The sequence below is a fragment of the Pseudomonas sp. R2-7-07 genome (assembly GCF_003852355.1).
In the GTDB taxonomy this organism is placed as follows: Bacteria; Pseudomonadota; Gammaproteobacteria; order Pseudomonadales; family Pseudomonadaceae; genus Aquipseudomonas.
The window spans coordinates 48,009-65,973 of record NZ_CP027759.1 but is presented as its reverse complement, the minus strand read 5'-3'; the positions used below and the strand labels follow the sequence as shown (position 1 = coordinate 65,973).

At 61.0% G+C, this 17,965-nt stretch carries 17 protein-coding genes; 3 read left to right on the top strand and 14 right to left on the bottom strand.

The annotated features are described in order from the left end of the window. Positions 1-8 precede the first annotated feature (8 nt). Positions 9-593, bottom strand: a complete 585-nt coding sequence (locus tag C4J86_RS00320; RefSeq protein ID WP_124369078.1) for a hypothetical protein — start codon at positions 591-593, stop codon at positions 9-11. After that, on the bottom strand, positions 559-1,323 hold the full coding sequence (locus C4J86_RS00315; protein WP_124369077.1) for an SURF1 family protein: 765 nt from the start codon (positions 1,321-1,323) through the stop codon (positions 559-561). Before C4J86_RS00315 ends, C4J86_RS00320 begins: the two co-directional genes overlap by 35 nt. A 32-nt stretch (positions 1,324-1,355) precedes the next feature. Here C4J86_RS00315 and C4J86_RS00310 point away from each other — a divergent pair, with 32 nt between their 5' ends. Further along, positions 1,356-1,559 (top strand): twin transmembrane helix small protein, encoded by a 204-nt coding sequence (locus C4J86_RS00310; protein ID WP_124365282.1) that lies wholly within the window; start codon positions 1,356-1,358, stop codon positions 1,557-1,559. Positions 1,560-1,565: 6 nt separating this feature from the next. On the opposite strand, the gene C4J86_RS00305 is transcribed toward C4J86_RS00310, so the two are convergent. The 4 genes from C4J86_RS00305 to coxB form a co-directional block, all read right to left on the bottom strand. Then, positions 1,566-2,453, bottom strand: a complete 888-nt coding sequence (locus C4J86_RS00305) for a cytochrome c oxidase subunit 3 (protein WP_124360626.1) — start codon at positions 2,451-2,453, stop codon at positions 1,566-1,568. Positions 2,454-2,488: 35 nt separating this feature from the next. Then, positions 2,489-3,040, bottom strand: a complete 552-nt coding sequence (locus C4J86_RS00300; RefSeq protein ID WP_124365280.1) for a cytochrome c oxidase assembly protein — start codon at positions 3,038-3,040, stop codon at positions 2,489-2,491. Between the two features lie 138 nt (positions 3,041-3,178). Then, on the bottom strand, positions 3,179-4,765 hold the full coding sequence (gene ctaD, locus C4J86_RS00295) for a cytochrome c oxidase subunit I (RefSeq protein ID WP_124360624.1): 1,587 nt from the start codon (positions 4,763-4,765) through the stop codon (positions 3,179-3,181). Between the two features lie 58 nt (positions 4,766-4,823). Next, complete coding sequence (gene coxB, locus C4J86_RS00290; RefSeq protein ID WP_124369076.1) at positions 4,824-5,951, bottom strand: cytochrome c oxidase subunit II; 1,128 nt, start codon at positions 5,949-5,951, stop codon at positions 4,824-4,826. Between the two features lie 365 nt (positions 5,952-6,316). Between coxB and C4J86_RS00285 the strand changes: the two genes are divergently transcribed. Beyond that, on the top strand, positions 6,317-6,964 hold the full coding sequence (locus C4J86_RS00285; RefSeq protein ID WP_124369075.1) for a hypothetical protein: 648 nt from the start codon (positions 6,317-6,319) through the stop codon (positions 6,962-6,964). A gap of 128 nt (positions 6,965-7,092) precedes the next feature. On the opposite strand, the gene C4J86_RS00280 is transcribed toward C4J86_RS00285, so the two are convergent. From C4J86_RS00280 to C4J86_RS00255, 6 genes are all read right to left on the bottom strand, one after another. Next, complete coding sequence (locus tag C4J86_RS00280) at positions 7,093-8,640, bottom strand: SulP family inorganic anion transporter (protein WP_124369074.1); 1,548 nt, start codon at positions 8,638-8,640, stop codon at positions 7,093-7,095. Positions 8,641-8,725: 85 nt separating this feature from the next. Continuing rightward, positions 8,726-9,454 (bottom strand): carbonic anhydrase, encoded by a 729-nt coding sequence (locus C4J86_RS00275; RefSeq protein ID WP_124360620.1) that lies wholly within the window; start codon positions 9,452-9,454, stop codon positions 8,726-8,728. A gap of 230 nt (positions 9,455-9,684) precedes the next feature. Next, entirely contained in the window at positions 9,685-10,743 is a 1,059-nt protein-coding gene (locus tag C4J86_RS00270; RefSeq protein ID WP_124369073.1) for a PA0069 family radical SAM protein, read from the bottom strand. 70 nt (positions 10,744-10,813) lie between these two features. After that, the gene (locus C4J86_RS00265) at positions 10,814-12,112 is read right to left on the bottom strand and encodes a cytochrome c (RefSeq protein WP_124369072.1); all 1,299 of its coding nucleotides are present in this window, start codon (positions 12,110-12,112) and stop codon (positions 10,814-10,816) included. A 12-nt stretch (positions 12,113-12,124) separates the two neighbouring features. Then, positions 12,125-13,909, bottom strand: a complete 1,785-nt coding sequence (locus C4J86_RS00260; RefSeq protein ID WP_124369071.1) for a GMC family oxidoreductase — start codon at positions 13,907-13,909, stop codon at positions 12,125-12,127. Positions 13,910-13,912: 3 nt separating this feature from the next. Next, positions 13,913-14,665, bottom strand: coding sequence for a gluconate 2-dehydrogenase subunit 3 family protein (locus tag C4J86_RS00255; protein WP_124365271.1), 753 nt, complete (start codon positions 14,663-14,665; stop codon positions 13,913-13,915). A 270-nt stretch (positions 14,666-14,935) separates the two neighbouring features. Here C4J86_RS00255 and C4J86_RS00250 point away from each other — a divergent pair, with 270 nt between their 5' ends. Next, complete coding sequence (locus tag C4J86_RS00250; protein ID WP_124369070.1) at positions 14,936-15,586, top strand: tyrosine-protein phosphatase; 651 nt, start codon at positions 14,936-14,938, stop codon at positions 15,584-15,586. 39 nt (positions 15,587-15,625) lie between these two features. Here the strand turns inward: C4J86_RS00250 and C4J86_RS00245 are convergent, their stop codons facing one another. Together C4J86_RS00245 and prlC are read right to left on the bottom strand one after the other, a co-directional pair. Continuing rightward, positions 15,626-15,901: a YheV family putative zinc ribbon protein gene (locus C4J86_RS00245; protein ID WP_017528719.1), complete on the bottom strand. Its 276-nt coding sequence runs from the start codon at positions 15,899-15,901 to the stop codon at positions 15,626-15,628. Then, positions 15,898-17,949, bottom strand: a complete 2,052-nt coding sequence (gene prlC / locus C4J86_RS00240) for an oligopeptidase A (protein ID WP_124369069.1) — start codon at positions 17,947-17,949, stop codon at positions 15,898-15,900. The genes C4J86_RS00245 and prlC overlap by 4 nt, the downstream gene beginning before the upstream one ends. Positions 17,950-17,965: the final 16 nt, after the last annotated feature.

The window sequence follows — 17,965 nt, the reverse complement described above, 5'->3', positions numbered from 1 at the left end:
CGATGCCCTTATCCGATGTTCGACAGTTTCAACAGCAGGCGCAGGTCGTTGAGCAAATCCTTGCCGTTGACCTTGGCGTCGTAGCGCAGCACCAGGTTACCGTGGGGGTCGACGATCCACAGGTGCGCATCCCCAGGCGCGGCGGCATTGCGATTGAACGTCGACAGGTCCAGTGAGTAGCGTTGCAGTTGCGGGTACTCGGCCCTGAGCTTGGCGTCGTAGTCGGTAGCGACCGGCTGCGCACTGGCCAGCGCGTGGCTGGCGCGAGACGCATCGCGACCTAGGCCGATCTGCAGTTGGCGCGCGAGGTACACCAGTTGCTGGCATTCGGCGGCGCAGGCGGTGGGGGCGGTGACCAGCAGTTGCCAGCGCTGCTCATTGGCTTGCACGCCGATATCGGCGCGGGTCTGGCCGTTACCGATCATTTCTCCGTGATAACTGCGATTGTCCGGCACCCAGAACTGCAGCTTGTACATAAAGGTCGCCAGCACCATCGGGCCCACCACCATCAGCAGGATCAGGATCAGCTGAAAGCGGCCTTTACGCCGGTCCGGCGCCTCAGACATGTTGAGTGGATTCATGGCGGCTCCCATGGTGCTTCTCCTTTGCGTTGTGCCATCCGAGGTAGAGGTAAAGCGCCAGCAGTGCCAATGACATGGCAAACCACTGCACCGCATACCCCAGGTGTTTTTCCGGGCCCATGGCGACTACCGGCCAGGTGGTGTCGTAGGTACCGGGGCCGGCTTCGGCGCGCAGTTCGTAGGCGAACCCGCTGCGGCGCAATTCAGCCCACAGCGCGACGGGATGCAACGCGGTCAACAGGCGCGGCCATTGCGCGGTTGTGGGATCGACGCGCAATTGGAAGGTTTCGCCGGGGGCGACGTACACCCAGGCAACGAGACTCACCGGTTGATCCGGGGTGGTGAACACCGGTGGCGTGCGCCGGTCCGGCCAGGGCAGCCAACCGCGATTGAGCAACAACCACAGGCCACTGGCCTGATCATGGAAGGGTTGTAACAGCTCAACCCCGGCCCTGCCGTCGCGCATACGGTTGTCGAGCAGCACACTGTGTTCGGCATCGAAGTTGCCGCGCAGATGAACCCGGCGAAAGGCTGGGTCGGCACTGGCTTCAAGCTGCTCGCTGCCCATGGGCTCGGCCGCACGCCGCTCTGCGTAAGTGTCGACCAAGCGCTGCTTTTCCTGACCGCGCGACAGTTGCCAGAACCCCAGGCCGACCATCAACGGCAGCAACAGCAGCACCACCAAGGTCGGCGCGATGCCGGGCCGCAAGCGCTGCCTGGCACTGGCTATACTGAATCTCATTGCCCCCTCCCCCTGAAGCCCGGAGCCAGACCATGCTCAAAGCCGCCATTGCCCTGATGCTGATCGCGACCGTCGCGAGCCTGTTCAGTGGCTTGTTCTTCCTGGTCAAGGACGAGGGCCGTTCCAACCGCCTCGTCACTGCCCTGACCGTGCGTGTCGTGTTGGCCGCCATCACCGTCGGGCTGATCGCCTGGGGCTTTTTCAGTGGCCAGTTGGTCTCGCATGCGCCGTGGTAGAACGGTTCACAGCACATACACAAAGAAAAACAGCCCGATCCACACCACATCCACGAAGTGCCAATACCAACTGGCCGCCTCGAAACCGAACTGGTGTTCGGCATTGAAATGCCCCTTCAGGATGCGCATCAGCATCACAAACAGAATGATCGTGCCGATGGTCACGTGGGCACCGTGAAACCCGGTGAGCATGAAGAACGTCGCGCCGTACACGCCCGAACCCAACGTCAGGCCCAGCTCTTTATAGGCGTGGATGTACTCCTCGGCCTGGAACCCGAGAAACGCCAGGCCCAGTAGCACGGTGAGCGCCAGCCAGATCTTCAGCGCGCCGCGGTGCCCTTTGCGCAAGGCATGGTGGGCGATGGTGATGGTCACGCTGGAACTCACCAGCAGGATAGTGTTTACCAACGGCAGGCCCCACGGGCTGATCGTGCCTTTGGGTGCCGGGTACAACGTGGGGTCCGGGTTGTTCAGCAACGGCCAGGCGAATTCGAAATTCGGCCACAACATATGCGCGATGCCCTTGGGGCCCTCACCTGCCAGCCAGGGTCCTGCCCAGACACGCACGTAAAACAGCGCGCCGAAGAAAGCGATGAAAAACATCACTTCGGAAAAGATGAACCAGGTCATGCCCCAGCGAAACGAACGGTCCATTTGCGCACTGTACAAGCCGGCGCGGCTTTCCTTGATCACCGCACCGAACCAGCCGAACAGCATGTAGGCCAGCAACAGGCCACCGACGAAGAAGATCCACGGGCCGTGGGATTCCGGGCGTAACGCCTTGAGGTCGTTGAACCACACGGCCAGCCCATACACGGTGACCAACAGGCCAATCGTGGCAATGATCGGCCATTTGCTTTGCGCTGGTACGTAGTACGTATCATGAGTCGACATGTATTCGCTCTCCTGATTGAGCGGGCAAACAGTAGCTAGCCGCCGCTGTGGGCCGCCACGGGCGGCTGGCGCGCAGTGATATCAAACAGCGTGTAGGCCAAGGTCAAATGCTTCACATCCTTGGGCATGGCGCGATCGACGATGAAGCGCACTGGCATCTCGATACGTTCGCCTGGCTGCAACACTTGCTGGGTGAAGCAAAAACACTCGGTCTTGTGGAAGTACATCGCCGCTTCGGCCGGGGAAATGCTCGGCACCGCCTGGGCGGTCATCGGTTTGTCAGTCGGGTTGTACGCGACGAATAGCATCTCGGTCACAGCACCCGGGTTGACCACCACCTCGTCGGCCTTGGCATAGAAATCCCAGACCATATCGATGGCGTTGGTGGACAGGAACTGCACCCGCACCTGGCGCGACGGGTCGACGACCTGCTCGCCTTCGTACTGCCCGCCGGTCTTGCCGTTGATGCCGAATGCCTTGCACATCACGTCATAGATCGGCACCAGGGCAAAACCGAAGGCGAACATCGCCAGCACCAGGATAAGCAGGCGCGTGACCAGGCGCTTGAGGGGCACGGAGTCAGCCATGACGCCCACCTGAGGTGATTGAAATCAAGGTGGGAGGGGGCTTGCCCCCGATGGCGGTGTACCAGTCGACACTACCTTTGGCTGTGAGATAGCAATCGGGGGCAAGCCCCCTCCCACAAGGGATCGAGGGTGACTTATTCATTTCACCTCCGGCGGCGTGGTGAAGGTGTGGTACGGCGCAGGCGAGGGCACGCTCCACTCCAGGCCTTCGGCGCCGTCCCACGGCTTGGCCGGCGCGGGCGGGCCGCCGCGGATGCACTTGATCACGATAAACAGGAAGAAGATCTGCGTGGCGCCGAACATGAACGCACCAATGGACGACACCATGTTGAAGTCGGCGAACTGCAGGTTGTAGTCCGGCACCCGACGCGGCATGCCGGCCAGGCCCACAAAATGCATCGGGAAGAATGCCATGTTCATGCCGACGAAGGACAGCCAGAAGTGCAGCTTGCCCAGGGTTTCGTCGTACATGTGGCCGGTCCATTTCGGCAGCCAGTAGTAGGCCGAGGCGAAGATGCCGAAGATCGCGCCGGGCACCAGCACGTAATGGAAATGCGCCACCACGAAGTAGGTGTCGTGGTACTGGAAGTCCGCCGGCGCGATCGCCAGCATCAGCCCGGAAAAACCGCCGATGGTGAACAGGATCACGAAGGCCACCGCGAACAGCATCGGCGTTTCGAAGGTCAGCGAGCCTTGCCACATGGTACTGACCCAGTTGAATACCTTGACCCCGGTGGGCACCGCGATCAGCAGGGTGGCGTACATGAAGAACAGTTCGCCCACCAGCGGTATACCGACCACGAACATATGGTGCGCCCACACGATGAACGACAGGAACGCAATGCTGGCCGTGGCGTAGACCATCGAGGTGTAGCCAAACAACGGCTTGCGCGAGAAGGTCGGGATGATCGAGCTGACGGCCCCGAACGCCGGCAGGATCATGATGTACACCTCAGGGTGGCCAAAGAACCAGAACACATGCTGGAACAGCACCGGATCACCACCGCCCGCCGCACTGAAAAAGCTGGTGCCGAAGTGGATATCCATCAGCATCATGGTCACGCAACCGGCCAGCACCGGCATCACCGCAATCAGCAGGAACGCGGTGATCAGCCAGGTCCACACGAACAGCGGCATTTTCATCAGGGTCATGCCCGGCGCGCGCAAGTTGAGGATGGTCGCCACCACGTTGATCGCGCCCATGATCGAACTGATGCCCATCAGGTGGATGGCAAATATGAAGAAGGTCACGCTTTCCGGCGCATAGGTGGTGGAGAGCGGCGCGTAGAACGTCCAGCCGAAATTCGGCCCGCCGCCGGGGCTGAACAGGGTCGAGACCAGCAACAGGAATGCCGCCGGCAGCAGCCAGAAACTGAAGTTGTTCATGCGCGGCAGGGCCATGTCCGGTGCGCCGATCATCAACGGGATCATCCAGTTGGCCAGGCCGACAAAGGCCGGCATCACCGCGCCGAACACCATGATCAGGCCATGCATGGTGGTCATCTGGTTGAAGAACGCCGGCTGCACGATCTGCAGGCCGGGCTGGAACAGTTCGGCGCGAATCACCATGGCGAACGAACCGCCCAGCAGGAACATGGTGAAGGCAAACCACAGGTACATCGTGCCGATGTCTTTATGGTTGGTGGTCAGCACCCAGCGCATCAACCCCTTCGCGGGGCCGTGGGCGTGGTCGGCGTGACCATGGTCATCGATCACAGTGCTCATGACCGTTCTCCTGCAAGCGAGTGGGCGGGGCGGGTCTGGACGGTGGCAAGGGAGGCTGTCATTTACTTTCCGCCTGTTTGATGGCCAGCACGTCTTTTGGCGTGACCATGTCGCCTTTGTTATTGCCCCAGGCATTGCGTTCGTAGGTCACGACCGCAGCGATATCGACTTCCGAGAGTTGTTTGCCGAACGCGGCCATCGCGGTACCTGGCTTGCCGTGAAACACCAGGTTCAGGTGATCGGCGGCAGGCCCGGTGGCGATTTTCGAGCCCTTGAGCGCCGGGAACATGGGCGGCAGGCCCTGACCTTCAGCCTGGTGACAGGCCACGCAGGTGGTGTGGTAGACCTTGTCGCCGCGGGCCACCAGTTCGTCGAGTGTCCATTCCTTGGAGGTCAGTTCCTTGAGCTTGGCCGCCTCTTGCTTGCGCTCACCGAGCCAGGTGTCGTAGTCGGCCTTGGACTTGACCTCGACCACGATGGGCATGAACCCGTGGTCCTTGCCGCATAGCTCGGCGCACTGGCCGCGATAGATGCCGGGTTTCTCGACACGGGTCCAGGCTTCATTGACGAAGCCGGGAATGGCGTCACGCTTGACCGCAAAGGCCGGCACCCACCAGGAGTGAATCACGTCGGCGGCGGTCACCAGAAAGCGCACTTTTGCCCCCACCGGCAACACCAGCGGCTGGTCGACTTCGAGAAGGTAGTGCTCGCCCTTGGTGGCCTGGTTATGGATTTGCTCAGCCGGAGTGGCCAGGTTGCTGAAGAACTCCACGTCCTGGCCCAGGTATTTGTAATGCCACTTCCACTGATAGCCGGTGACCTGGATATCGATATCCGACTCACTGCTGTCGTAGATGTTGATCAGCGTCTTGGTCGCCGGAATGGCCATGGCCACCAGGATCAGCAACGGCACCACGGTCCAGAGTATTTCCACCGTGGTGCTTTCATGGAACTTGGCCGCTACCTGGCCCGTGGAGCGGCGATGCAGGATCATCGACCAGAACATCGCGCCAAACACGACGATGCCGATCACTACACAAATCCAGAAAATGGTCATGTGCAGGTCAAACACAGCGTGACTGACTTCAGTAGCACCTGGCGCCATATTCGTTGTCCAGGCGGCATGGGCCTGGCCGAATACCGACGACAACACTAAGCCCATCCAAACGTGTGGATGTCGCGTCATTGCGGGTTCCCCTTTTATGTTTCTTGTTATCCCGCCGGTTTGCACCTGCGGCGAAGGGAGCGGCTTCCAAACTGCTTACCACCGCCAAGCCTTGCTGCGTCATGCAGTCGGGCGTCATCAGCCAATTGCCTACAAATCCGAGTATAGACAGCCGCAGCGACCCCGCAATGTGTAGGGGCAAATGAGTGAAAACAGACAGACGGGCCCAATAAAACGGGCGGCGGAATCGTTTATCCGACGAGCGATGGCAATTCGATATAACGTGTGCGTATAACCATGAAATAATTATGACAAATGCGTCTTAGGTGCTCGTATAAGCGAGCTACCTTATCCTCTCTCTTTTCCTACGCCTGACCGGAGCCTTCATGAACACCGCCGCATTGCGCGAGCAGATTTCCCGTGCCCATCAACACGAAGCAACCACGGGCCAGCTTGCCCAGCAATTGGAAAAGCAATTGCCGCACCTGCATTCGGCCATTTCCCTGGTTGACGGTGATCGCAACATTGTCATGACCCGCTTTGTCACCGCGTACATCGACCTCGTCCCGGATTTGCTCGAAGCCGCCAACGACGTAGCGCGCGAAGCCGGAATCGAAAGCCAGATCAAGCCTGTGCTGAAGATTGCCGAGCATTTCTTCCTGCAGCCGCCGGCGATTCTGGCGGGCCACGAAGGCCTGGACGGTTTGCTGGACGAAGCCTACCTGGCCCATCGCCTGGTGGAGGAGGTCAACGACCTGTATATCAAGCATTTCGGCCAGCCGCTGATCCCGGCGGACACCACGGTCGCCAACCTGATTGCCCACCAATTGATCGGTGAAGACTTCGCCAACCAGCTGGATGAAGCGGTGCACATGGCAGTGGATGAGATGCTTAACGAAGAGAGCTTTGCGCTGGAGTCGGTCGAGACATACCGCGAACAGTTGAAAAGCCCGGACACGGAAGCGGCATGGAAGCGCTGGCCGTGCCTGTCGCGCCAGCTTGGGGTGGAGTTGGCGCTGGATCAGCCGACTTAATCCCAAATTGGACACAACACAAATGTGGGAGGGGGCTTGCCCCCGATAGCGGTGGACCAGTCAAAATCTATTTGGCTGACACACCCCAATCGGGAGCAAGCCCCCTCCCACATTTTGAACCGGCTCCGTCAGCCGATTGAGGGCGCCGAACCTATCCCCGTGGTGGTCCTTATCCGACCTTCCAATCGGCGCTTCAACCCGCGCGCCTCGATCACCAGTTTCGAGCCCTTGGCCGCATTGGCCCGGCCCCATTCCTCCAGCAGCTCCAGGCAGGAATGGTCGATATAACTCAGGTTATTGAGCGGCACATGCACGGTGGTTCCCATTGGCACCGTCGACAGCACCTGGGTCAACGCCGGCACTTTCAGGAACGTCGCGGCACCGATCAGTCGCAACTCCATCTCGCCGTCCTGAGGCAAGTCGATCAGGCTGATTTTCAGCCGTGAGGCCTTTAAGGCCAGCTTGACCAGCGTCAGCCCGAAGCCCACCAGTACACCGGTCAGCAGGTCGGTGAAGATGATCGCCAGCGCAGTGGCCGCGTAGGTAAACATCGGCATGCGGCCATAACGCCCCAATGCCTTGAACGCCTTCACGTCCACCAGCTTGATCCCGGTATACACCAGCACGCCCGCCAGGCTCGCCACCGGGATGCTCTGCAGCACACTCGACAGCAACAACACGAAGCCCAGCAGCCACAGCCCGTGGAACATCGCTGACAAGCGCGTGGTGGCGCCCGCCTGGACGTTGGCCGAACTGCGGACAATCACGCCGGTCATCGGCAGGGCACCGACCAATCCGCACAGCATGTTGCCCACGCCTTGAGCGGATAATTCCTTATCGAAATCCGAACGCTGGCCGCTGTGCATGCGGTCGACCGCTGCGGCGGACAGCAGCGTTTCGGCACTGGCGATAAAGGCGACGGCAAATGCGGCGATCAGCAGCTGCGGGTCAGCCAGGTTGAGCAGATCGCTGGGGCGCAGCCAATCGATGGCGTCGGCCAGGTTTTCCGGCACTTCCACACGTTTGACCTGCAACGCCAGCACCAGGCTGGTCACCGTGGCCAGGCCTACGCCCAGTAGAGCCCCTGGCACGAAGCGCAGTTGGTGTGGACGGAATTTGTCCCACAGGTACATCACCAGCATCGTCGATACACCGAGCAAGCCCGCCTGCCAGCCGAGCCCGCCGCCGAGGGTGGGTATCGCCTCGATCAATGCCGCCGGGAAGCCTGCCAGGTTATCCAGCCCGGAAGGTTTGGGCGCACTGTCGAGCATCACATGGACCTGCGACAGCACAATCAGTACGCCGATCCCCGCCAGCATGCCGTACACCACCGCCGGCGCCGTCACGCGGAACCAGCAGCCCAGGCGCAGACGCCCGGCCACCAATTGCAGGAAGCCCGCCAGCAGCAGGATTGGCCCCAGCATCAGCATGCCGTGCTGGCGTACCAGCTCGAACACCAACACCGCCAACCCCGCTGCCGGGCCACTGACTTGCAGCGGAGAACCCGCCAACCAGCCCACCACCAGACCACCGATGATTCCGGTGATCAAGCCCTTGGCCGGCGGCATCCCGGATGCGATCGCGATGCCCATGCACAAAGGCAGGGCGACCAGAAACACCACCACGGAGGCGAGCAGCTCCCGAGGCAAAACAGCTTTCAATTGAGCAGCACGCATGATGACTCTCCCGAGGCATTCGCCGGGCGCGGTAAAGCCTGGCTGCATCCATGGCAGCCACCGCATTACCCGGCAGGGAAGTGTATTAGAAGCGCGCTTTAGGCGTCGCGGATGGGATCGGACCTTCACCGCCCAACGGTCGGAACGTCGACTGGTCCGCGTCGTAGGCCCGGATCTCGCTGGTTTCGATGTTGTAGATCCAGCCGTGGATAAACAATTGGCCATTGGCCATGCGCGAAGCCACGGAAGGGTGGGTGCGCAAGTGCTGCAACTGGGCGATGACATTTTCTTCGGTCAGCACCTTCATGCTCTCGCCTTCATTGGCGCAGTCGCAGTTGTCGTGGACCATGGTCTTGGCCACCTCGGCATGCCGCAACCAGGCCTTGACCGTTGGCATCTTCTCGAGGCTGTCGGGATTGAGCACCGCACGCATGGCGCCGCAGTCGGAGTGCCCGCACACGATGATGTGCTGCACGCCCAGCGCCAGTACTGCGTACTCGATGGCCGTGGACACGCCGCCGTTCATCTGGCCATAAGGCGGCACCACGTTACCCACGTTACGGGTGACGAACAGATCGCCAGGGGAGCTTTGGGTGATCAGCTCCGGCACGATGCGCGAATCGGCGCAGGTGATGAACATTGCACGCGGACTTTGAGCCGTGGCAAGTTTCTTGAAGAGTTCTTCCTGCTGGGGGAAGACGTCGTGATGGAAATGCAAAAAGCCGTCAACAATGTGCTGCAGCGCTGCATCGGCGGTTTCCGCCTGAGAGGCTGAAGCCGACGCAGCCAACGGCTGTTTATCCTTATCACTCATGATTCATCCTCTTGATCAATGCAGGGTAAGTGTTCCAGGCCAGTTCGACGTCCGGGCAGTGAAAAAGTTGGGAAACCTCCACAGCCCAAGGCGCCGACTCATCAGTCACTCGCTGAACAAGGTACCCACCGAAACTTAACTCAAACTGAATCAACCGCTCTAGGTCGCGGGTTTCAGTGATATCAAAACGCGATTATTCCTACAGATGTTTCGCATTTCTCCTCTTCAGTCTACAACAATGCCATTTGCCGGCCAGGTGGACAAAACGCCGTGCAATCCAGATCGAAGCCTTCACGGCGATTGAGCCCCAGACGTTTGATCGCCTTGCTGAAACGCTGCGCCAGCAAATCGGCAAACGGCCCTTCGCCGCGCATGCGCACGCCGAAGCGGCTGTCGTACACCGCGCCACCGCGCACCTGACGCACCAGGCTCATCACGTGCGCCGCGCGCTGCGGGTAATGCGCCGCCAGCCACTCTTCGAACAGCGGCGCCACCTCGAGCGGCAAGCGCAGCATCATGTACGCGGCACTTTGCGCACCGGCGGCATGGGCTTCGGTGAGCAGGCTTTCCAACTCGCTGTCGTTGATCATCGGGATCATCGGCGAACACAGCACACCGACCGGAATACCCGCCGCGCGCATCACCCGTATCGCCCGTAACCGCGCCTTGGGCGCCGCCGTGCGCGGCTCCAGTATGCGCTTGAGTTCATCGTCCAGGCTGGTAAGGCTGATCATCACGGCCACGAGCCTTTGCCGGGCCAGTTCGGCGAGCAGGTCCAGATCGCGCAGGATCAGGGAGCCCTTGGTGATGATGGTCACCGGGTGCCGATAGCGCAGCAGCACTTCAAGGGTTTGCCGGGTGATCCTGTATTCGCGCTCGATCGGCTGGTAAGGGTCGGTGTTGGAGCCCAGGTTGATCGGCGCGCACACATACCCCGGCTTCGACAACTGCTGCTCCAGCACGTCGGCGGCGTTGCTCTTGGCAATCAGTTTGGTTTCGAAATCCAACCCCGGCGACATGTCCCAATACGCGTGGCTGGGCCGCGCATAGCAGTAGATGCAGCCGTGCTCGCAGCCACGATAAGGGTTGATCGAGCGATCGAACGGCAAGTCCGGCGAGTTATTGCGGGTGATGATGGTCTTGGCCGTTTCGATACGCACTTCGGTGCCCTGGGTGGGCGGCACTTCCTGGAACCAGCCGTCGTCCTCGGCCACGCTGACGGTGGGCGCGAAACGGTTGTGCAGGTTGGTGGCCGTGCCCCGGCCACGGGGTGGCAGTGCAGTCGTCATGAAAACGCCTCGATACTGTTTTTATATACAGTATCGAGGCGTAAGGGTTCTGACCAGTGCCGTCTGGCGGTCAGTGCTTTTGCGTGACCTGCCCCAAATCATCCCCCGAGGTGGTGCGCATATCGTTCTTGCGCAGGTCGGCCACGTCACTGGCGCTCACTGGCGTGCCTTGATTGCCCCAACTGCCACGGATGAAACTGACCACGTCCGCCACTTCCTGGTCCGACAGGCGCCAGGCGAATGCCGGCATGGTGAAGGTCGACGGTGCGGCGTGGGTGGCGGGCAAGGTGCCGCCGTTCAACACGATGTTGATCAACGACGTAGCATCCGCCGTCTGCAGCACCGGGTTGCCCGCCAGCGCCGGGAACACCCGCGTGTAGCCATGCCCGTCGGTACGGTGGCAGGCCGCGCAGTTGTCGATGTACACCGAGGCGCCCGGCTGACTGTCATCACCCTTCCAAAGCGCCTGGGCCACTTGCTTGTCGTACTGGTGCGGCGGGTCCTTGGAATCCACCGCCGGCAGGCTCTTGAGGTAACGGGCGATAGCGGTCAGGTCGTCTTCCGACATGTATTGCATGCTGTGGACCACAACATCGCTCATGCCGCCAAACACCGCACTGCGATCACTGCGCCCGGTCTTGAGAAATTGCACCAATTGCTCTTCGCTCCAACTGCCGAGGCCGTCCTTGTGGTCGCCGCGCAGGCTTTTCGCAATCCAGCCTTCCAGCGGCGCGCTGCCGGACAGGAACGCGTTGCCGTCAGCGGCGCTCAGGGCCTTTTCCTGCATGGTCAGGGCGCGCGGCGTGTGACACGCACCGCAATGGCCGAGGCCTTCGACCAGGTAAGCGCCACGGCTGACCACAGGGTCGGCGGCGGCCTGTACCTGATGCTCCTCGACTGCCGGCGCGAACATCCAGCGCCACGCCGCCAGGGGCCAGCGCATGCTCAACGGCCAGGGAATATCGCTGTCCCTGTTCTCCTGGGCGACCGGCTCAACGCCTTTCATGAAGTAGGCATACAAGGCCTGCATGTCGCTGTCGCTGACACGCGCGTAAGACGGGTAGGGCATCGCCGGGTAAAGCGTACTACCGTTCTTGGCGACGCCATGGCGCACGGCCTTGTCGAAGTCTTCGAAGCTGTAGTCGCCCAGGCCGGTCTTGTCCGGCGTGATGTTGGTGGAATAAATCACACCGATGGGGGTTTCCATTGGCAGGCCGCCGGCGAATGGCTTGCCGCCCTTGGCGGTGTGGCAGGCCACACAGTCACCGGCGCGGGCCAGGTATTCACCTTGCTTGATCAGCTCGGCCTCAGCCGCGCTGACCGAGCAACTGCTGAACAGCGCCAAGGAGGCGATAACGAGTGCTTTCATGGTCATCGCTCCTTATGCCTGAACCAGCGGGCCAGGGTTTTTCAAGTACTGTTCGCGGATCGCCCGAGCCGACCAGTAGGTCAGCGCTGCTACCAGGCCGGTAGGGTTATAGCCCAGGCCTTGTGGGAACGCCGACGCCCCCGGGACAAACACGTTGTGTACATCCCAGCTCTGCAAGTAGCGGTTCAACGCACTGGTTTTCGGGTCAGTGCCCATGATCGCGCCGCCGTTGAGGTGCGTGGTCTGGTACGCCGCCGTATTGAAATGCTCGCCGACTTTCTTGCCCAACACGGCGATCGCCTTGGGATTCATGGCTTGGGCGACCTTGCTCATTTTGTCCATCATGAAGCGGTTCATCTTGATGTCGTTTTCCTGCCAGTCGAAGGTCATACGCAACAGCGGCAGGCCGTAGGCATCGCGGTAAACCGGGTCCAGATCCAGGTAATTGCTCCGGTAGGACTGATGGGCGCCGTGGGAGTCCATCGATACCTGATGGGTGTAGTAATCGGTGGTGGCGCGCTTCCACGCGCTGCCCCAGGCCGGAGTGCCCGGTGGATTGGAGGTGCCGGCAATCGGCCGACTGCCCGCCTGGTTGACCCACATCGGCGAGCCGCCCACGAAGCCGTGAGGGCCGTGGTCAAAGTTGTCGGCGTTGAAGTCGTCGATGGCCACGCCATTGCCGCCCGCGCCGATAAAATTGTTGGTGTGGGTGTCCTTGTCGAAGAACGCCTTGATGGTGCCCATGTTCTGGTAGGCAAAGTTGCGGCCCACCACGCCTTCATTGGTAATCGGGTCGTACGGCTTGCCGATGCCCGACAGCAGCATCAAGCGCACGTTATGGAACTGGAACGCACCGAGGATCACCAGGTCTGCTGGTTGCTCGCACTCCCGGCCCTGGCCATCGACATAGGTCACGCCGGTGGCTTTCTTCCGGGTGCTGTCGAGGTTGACCTTGAGCACGTGGGAATTGGGCCGCAGCTCGAAATTCGGCACCTGGCGCAACGCCGGCAGGATGTTCACATTCGGCGACGCCTTGGAGTACATGTAGCACACGTAGCCACTGCAAAAGCCGCAGAAGTTGCACGGCCCCATCTGCGCGCCGTAAGGGTTGGTGTAGGGCCCGGAGGTGTTGGCCGACGGCAGGTTGTAGGGTTTGTAACCCACATCGGCAGCCGCTTTCTGAAACAGCTGCGCGGAGACCGTGTTTTTCTGCGACTCCAGCGGGAACGGGTTCGAGCGGTCCGGTGCGTAGGGGTTGCCGCCGCGGCCTTCACCCACCAACTGCCCCTTGACGGTCCAGGCCTGGCCCGAGGTGCCAAAGACTTTTTCCGCATAGTCGAAAAACGGTTCCAGCTCTTCGTAGCTGACACCGAAGTCCTGAATGGTCATGTCCTTGGGAATGAAGTTTTTCCCATAGCGTTCTTCGTAGTGGCTGCGCATGCGCAGCTCAATGGGATCGACGCGAAAATGCACGCCGGACCAGTGCAGGCCTGCACCGCCGACGCCATTACCCGGCAAAAAAGCGCCAAGCTGACGGTTGGGCAGGGCGACGTCATTCACGCTATGGCGAATGGTCACCGTCTCCTTGGAAATGTCCTGGAAGAGTTTTTTACGCACGCTGTAGGTCAATTCGTCGATGACCTGGGGATAGTTGCCGTCCGGGTAGGTGTCCTGCATCGGGCCGCGCTCCAGCGCTACCACGTTGAGGCCCGCTTCGGTCAGCTCCTTGGCCATGATCGCGCCGGTCCAGCCGAAGCCCACGATCACCGCGTCCACTTTCTTCATGATGGTCGCCACGGGTTAAGCCCTCTCGCCGCGAATAGAAACAGCCGGGAAGGGGTACTGCTCGTTGCGCTCGACCCAGTCCATGAAATCGGCGCGGGCGCCGGGGAAACCGATCATGGTCCAACCGACCATGCCTTTATTGCCGCCGTGGATGGGGTCGCAGAAGAAGCCTTCCTTGGTGTTCTGCAGCAGCAGGTTGAAAAACATCTTTGGCGGCACCGCCTCGAAATGAGCGCTCAGCTCAGTGGCACCCGCCTCCAAGCGGTGCAGCATGTCGTCTCGGGTAGCGCTGTCTTGCGCAGCAAAAGCCTTACCGTTGAACGCCTTCGACCAGGCATCCGTCGCCGCGATACCCAGGCGATAGATTTCCTTGGGCACCAGCTTGCTCTGCCAGCCCATCTCCGGCGCGGCATCGGCGTTGAAGGGGCCTTGCATGAACCACAGCGCGCCACTGGCGTACGGCGTATTCATCTGACGGTCGATATATTCGGCAGCGCCGGCTTCCAGGGCACCCGGGCCTTGGGCATCGGCAGGGATCAAGCGCTCGACGGCGGCGTTGATGAACGCCCATTCTTCGGCGGTAAAGTAGGTCGGTTCATACGCCTTGTCACTGGCCGCAGGCTTGGCTGGCGCTGCCTCGGCTGGTGCGGGCGTGGCCATCAGCATCGAACCGCCAAGGCCAGTGCTGGCAACCGTGACCACCGGGATCAAGGTCAAGGATTTGCGCAAAAACTCACGCCGGGGGTTGTCTTGATCTTGATCAGACATGGGTGCACCTCATCATGTGGTCACGGATTGATCAGCCGCTTCTGGGAGCAGCGTGAAGATTTGCCGAGGAATGGATCCAAAGATAGATCACTCTCGCAAACAATGGTTACAAATGATAGCAGGCTAAGCATCGAGGAAAGGGCTTCGGTGACAAAAACACTGGGGCAGGCCGGATGATTCACGATTCTTTGACGAGCCCCTCACACCTCATTCACCCCGCACAAACGACTCTTTGCGCCATCAACATTGCCCTGGTCGGTTACGTCCCCCATGTTCAAGATTCGATTGCTGCCGACTCTCGGCCTGGCACTGATAGCCCTGTTCATCACCGTTGATGCCCACGCACAGGGCGAATCCTCCATTCGTTCGCCTGAGTGGGCACAGCCGGTGGGCGACCGCTACAACCTGCACCAAATGACGCCCACGCTCTACCGCAGCGCTTTGCTTGACGGTGACGCCGTGCCGGTGCTGGAGAAACTGAAGATTGGAACGGTGATCAATTTTTTGCCGGAGCCTGATTCGGCGTGGCTGAAGTCATCGGGTATCAAAGAGGTGCAGATCACCTATCGCACCAACCATATCGACGATTCCGACGTGCTGGCGGCACTGCGGGCCATTCAGGAAGCTCAAGCCAACGGCCCGGTATTGATGCACTGCAAGCACGGCTCTGACCGCACCGGGCTGATGGCCGCGATGTATCGGGTCGTGATTCAAGGATGGAGCAAGGAAGACGCACTGAACGAAATGACCTTGGGTGGCTTCGGCAGCAGTAATGGCTTTAAAGATGGCGTTCGCTACATGATGCGCGCCGATGTCGACAAGTTGCGTACCGCTCTGGCGAACGGCGACTGCAGCACCAGTGCGTTTGCGCTGTGCTCGATGAAAAGCTGGATCGGCACAACGGTCAAGGACGACAAGTAATGTAACGGCGGGAGCGAGCCTGCTCGCTCCCGCTGCCACTCAGTCTTTCTTGAGTTTGGGATTGGGGAAGAACTGCACCGCCTGCACCTTCGGGTCCGCCGGCGCTTTCAATGCCGACGTATTGACCCGCGTGCCCAACTCCTTGGGCACTGACAAGCCTTGGTCATTGAGCGTATCGGTGTATCCACAGGCCACACACTCGCGGTGTGGCACGCTGTCTTCGGTCCACATCTTGAGCTTGTCCGGCTCGCTGCACGCCGGGCAGACCGCCCCGGCGATAAATTGCTTTTTGGTGATCACAGGCCCTTCACTCATGCTGCCGCGTCCTCACTCAGGCCGCTGTGGCGCAAGAGTGCGTCAATCGACGGCGCACGTCCGCGGAAGTCGACGAACAACACCATCGGCGCCTGGGAACCGCCCCGTGCGAGGATCGCTTCACGGAAGGCGCGACCGGTCTGGGCATTGAGCACACCGTCTTCTTCGAACTTGGAGAAGGCGTCCGCCGACAGCACTTCGGCCCACTTGTAGCTGTAATAACCTGCGGCATAACCGCCGGCGAAAATGTGCGCGAAGCTGTTGGGGAAGCGGTTGTAGGCCGGTGGGCGCATTACCGAGACCTCATCGCGCACGCCTTCGAGCACCTGCGCCACACTGCGACCATCGCCGTGAGTGGCGTGCAATTCAAAGTCGAACAGCGAGAATTCCAGCTGGCGCACCATCATCAGGCCGGACTGGAAATTTTTCGCCGCGAGCATTTTTTCCAGCAGGTCCTGGGACAGCGGCTCACCGGTTTCGTAGTGGCCGGAAATCAGCGCCAGGCCTTCAGGCTCCCAGCACCAGTTCTCCATGAACTGGCTCGGCAACTCCACGGCATCCCAGGCCACGCCGTTGATACCGGATACGCCGGCATGTTCAACGCGGGTCAGCAGGTGGTGCAGGCCATGGCCGAACTCGTGGAACAGGGTCGTCACTTCATCGTGGGTCAGCAAGGCAGGCTTGCCGCTGTCGGCCGGGGTGAAGTTGCACACCAGGTTGGCCACCGGGCTTTGCAGCACACCCTCCAGGGTGCGGCGGCGGTCGCGGGCACCGTCCATCCAGGCACCGCCACGCTTGTTGGCGCGGGCATACAGGTCGAAGAAGAAGCGGCCGACATGCTGACCGTTTTCCTTGATCTCGAACAAGCGCACGTCCGGATGCCAGGCGTCGAAACCTTTCTGCTCGGCGATCTCGATGCCGTACAGGCGCTGCACAATGGCAAACAGGCCGCCCAGCACTTTGTCGATCGGGAAGTAAGCGCGCAGGGCTTCCTGGGACACGCTGTAGCGCTGCTCGCGCAATTTTTCGCCGTAGAAACCGCTGTCCCAGCTTTGCAGGTCGGCGCAACCTTGTTCGGCGGCGTAGGCCTTGAGCTGCTGCAGGTCCTGGGTCGCGAACGGTTTGCTGCGCTGGGCCAGGTCGCGCAGGAAGCTCAGCACCTGGTCGCTGGACTCGGCCATCTTGGTAGCGAGGCTCAGTTCGGCGAACGACGCATAGCCCAGCAGTTGGGCCAGCTCCTGACGCAGGTCGAGGATCTGTTCCATCACCGGGCCGTTATCGTTCTGACCGGCATTCGGGCCTTGGTCCGACGCGCGGGTGCAGTAGGCCGCGTAGACTTCTTCACGCAGGGCGCGGTCCTGGGCGTAGGTCATTACCGCGTAATAGCTCGGAAATTCCAGGGTGATCAGCCAGCCATCGAGACCTTTGGCCTGGGCGGCGGCGGCCATTTGTGCCTTGGCCGAATCGGTCAGGCCGGCGAGGGTGGCTTCGTCGGTGACGTGCTTGGTCCAGGCCTGGGTGGCATCCAGCAACTGGTTGGAGAATTTGCTGCCCAGCTCCGACAGCTTGCTTTGCACTTCGGCGTAGCGCTTTTGCTGCTCCGGCGGCAAATCGATACCCGACAAGCGGAAGTCGCGCAGGGCGTGTTCCAGCACGGTTTTTTGCGCCACATCGAAACCGGCGGCCTCGGGGCTGCTGGCCAAGGCCTCGAAGGCCTGGAACAGTTCACGATTCTGCCCCATCTCGGTGGAGTAGGCGCTCAATGCCGGCAGGCAGGCCTCATAGGCTTCGCGCAGTTCGGCGCTGTTACACACGGCGTTGAGGTGGCTGACAGGGCTCCACGCCGCGCCCAGGCGATCGTTAAGCTCGTCCATGGCCAGGACCAAGCCCGCCCATGTCGGATTTTTTCCCTGGCTTTGCAGGATTTCTGCGATAGCTGCCCGGTTATCGGCAAGGATCTGTTCGATGGCCGGCTGGACATGCTCGGCACGGATCGCCGAGAACGGCGGCAGGTCGTAGGGCTGCAGAAGAGGGTTGTTCGCGCTCACGGTTGGCACCTTGGCT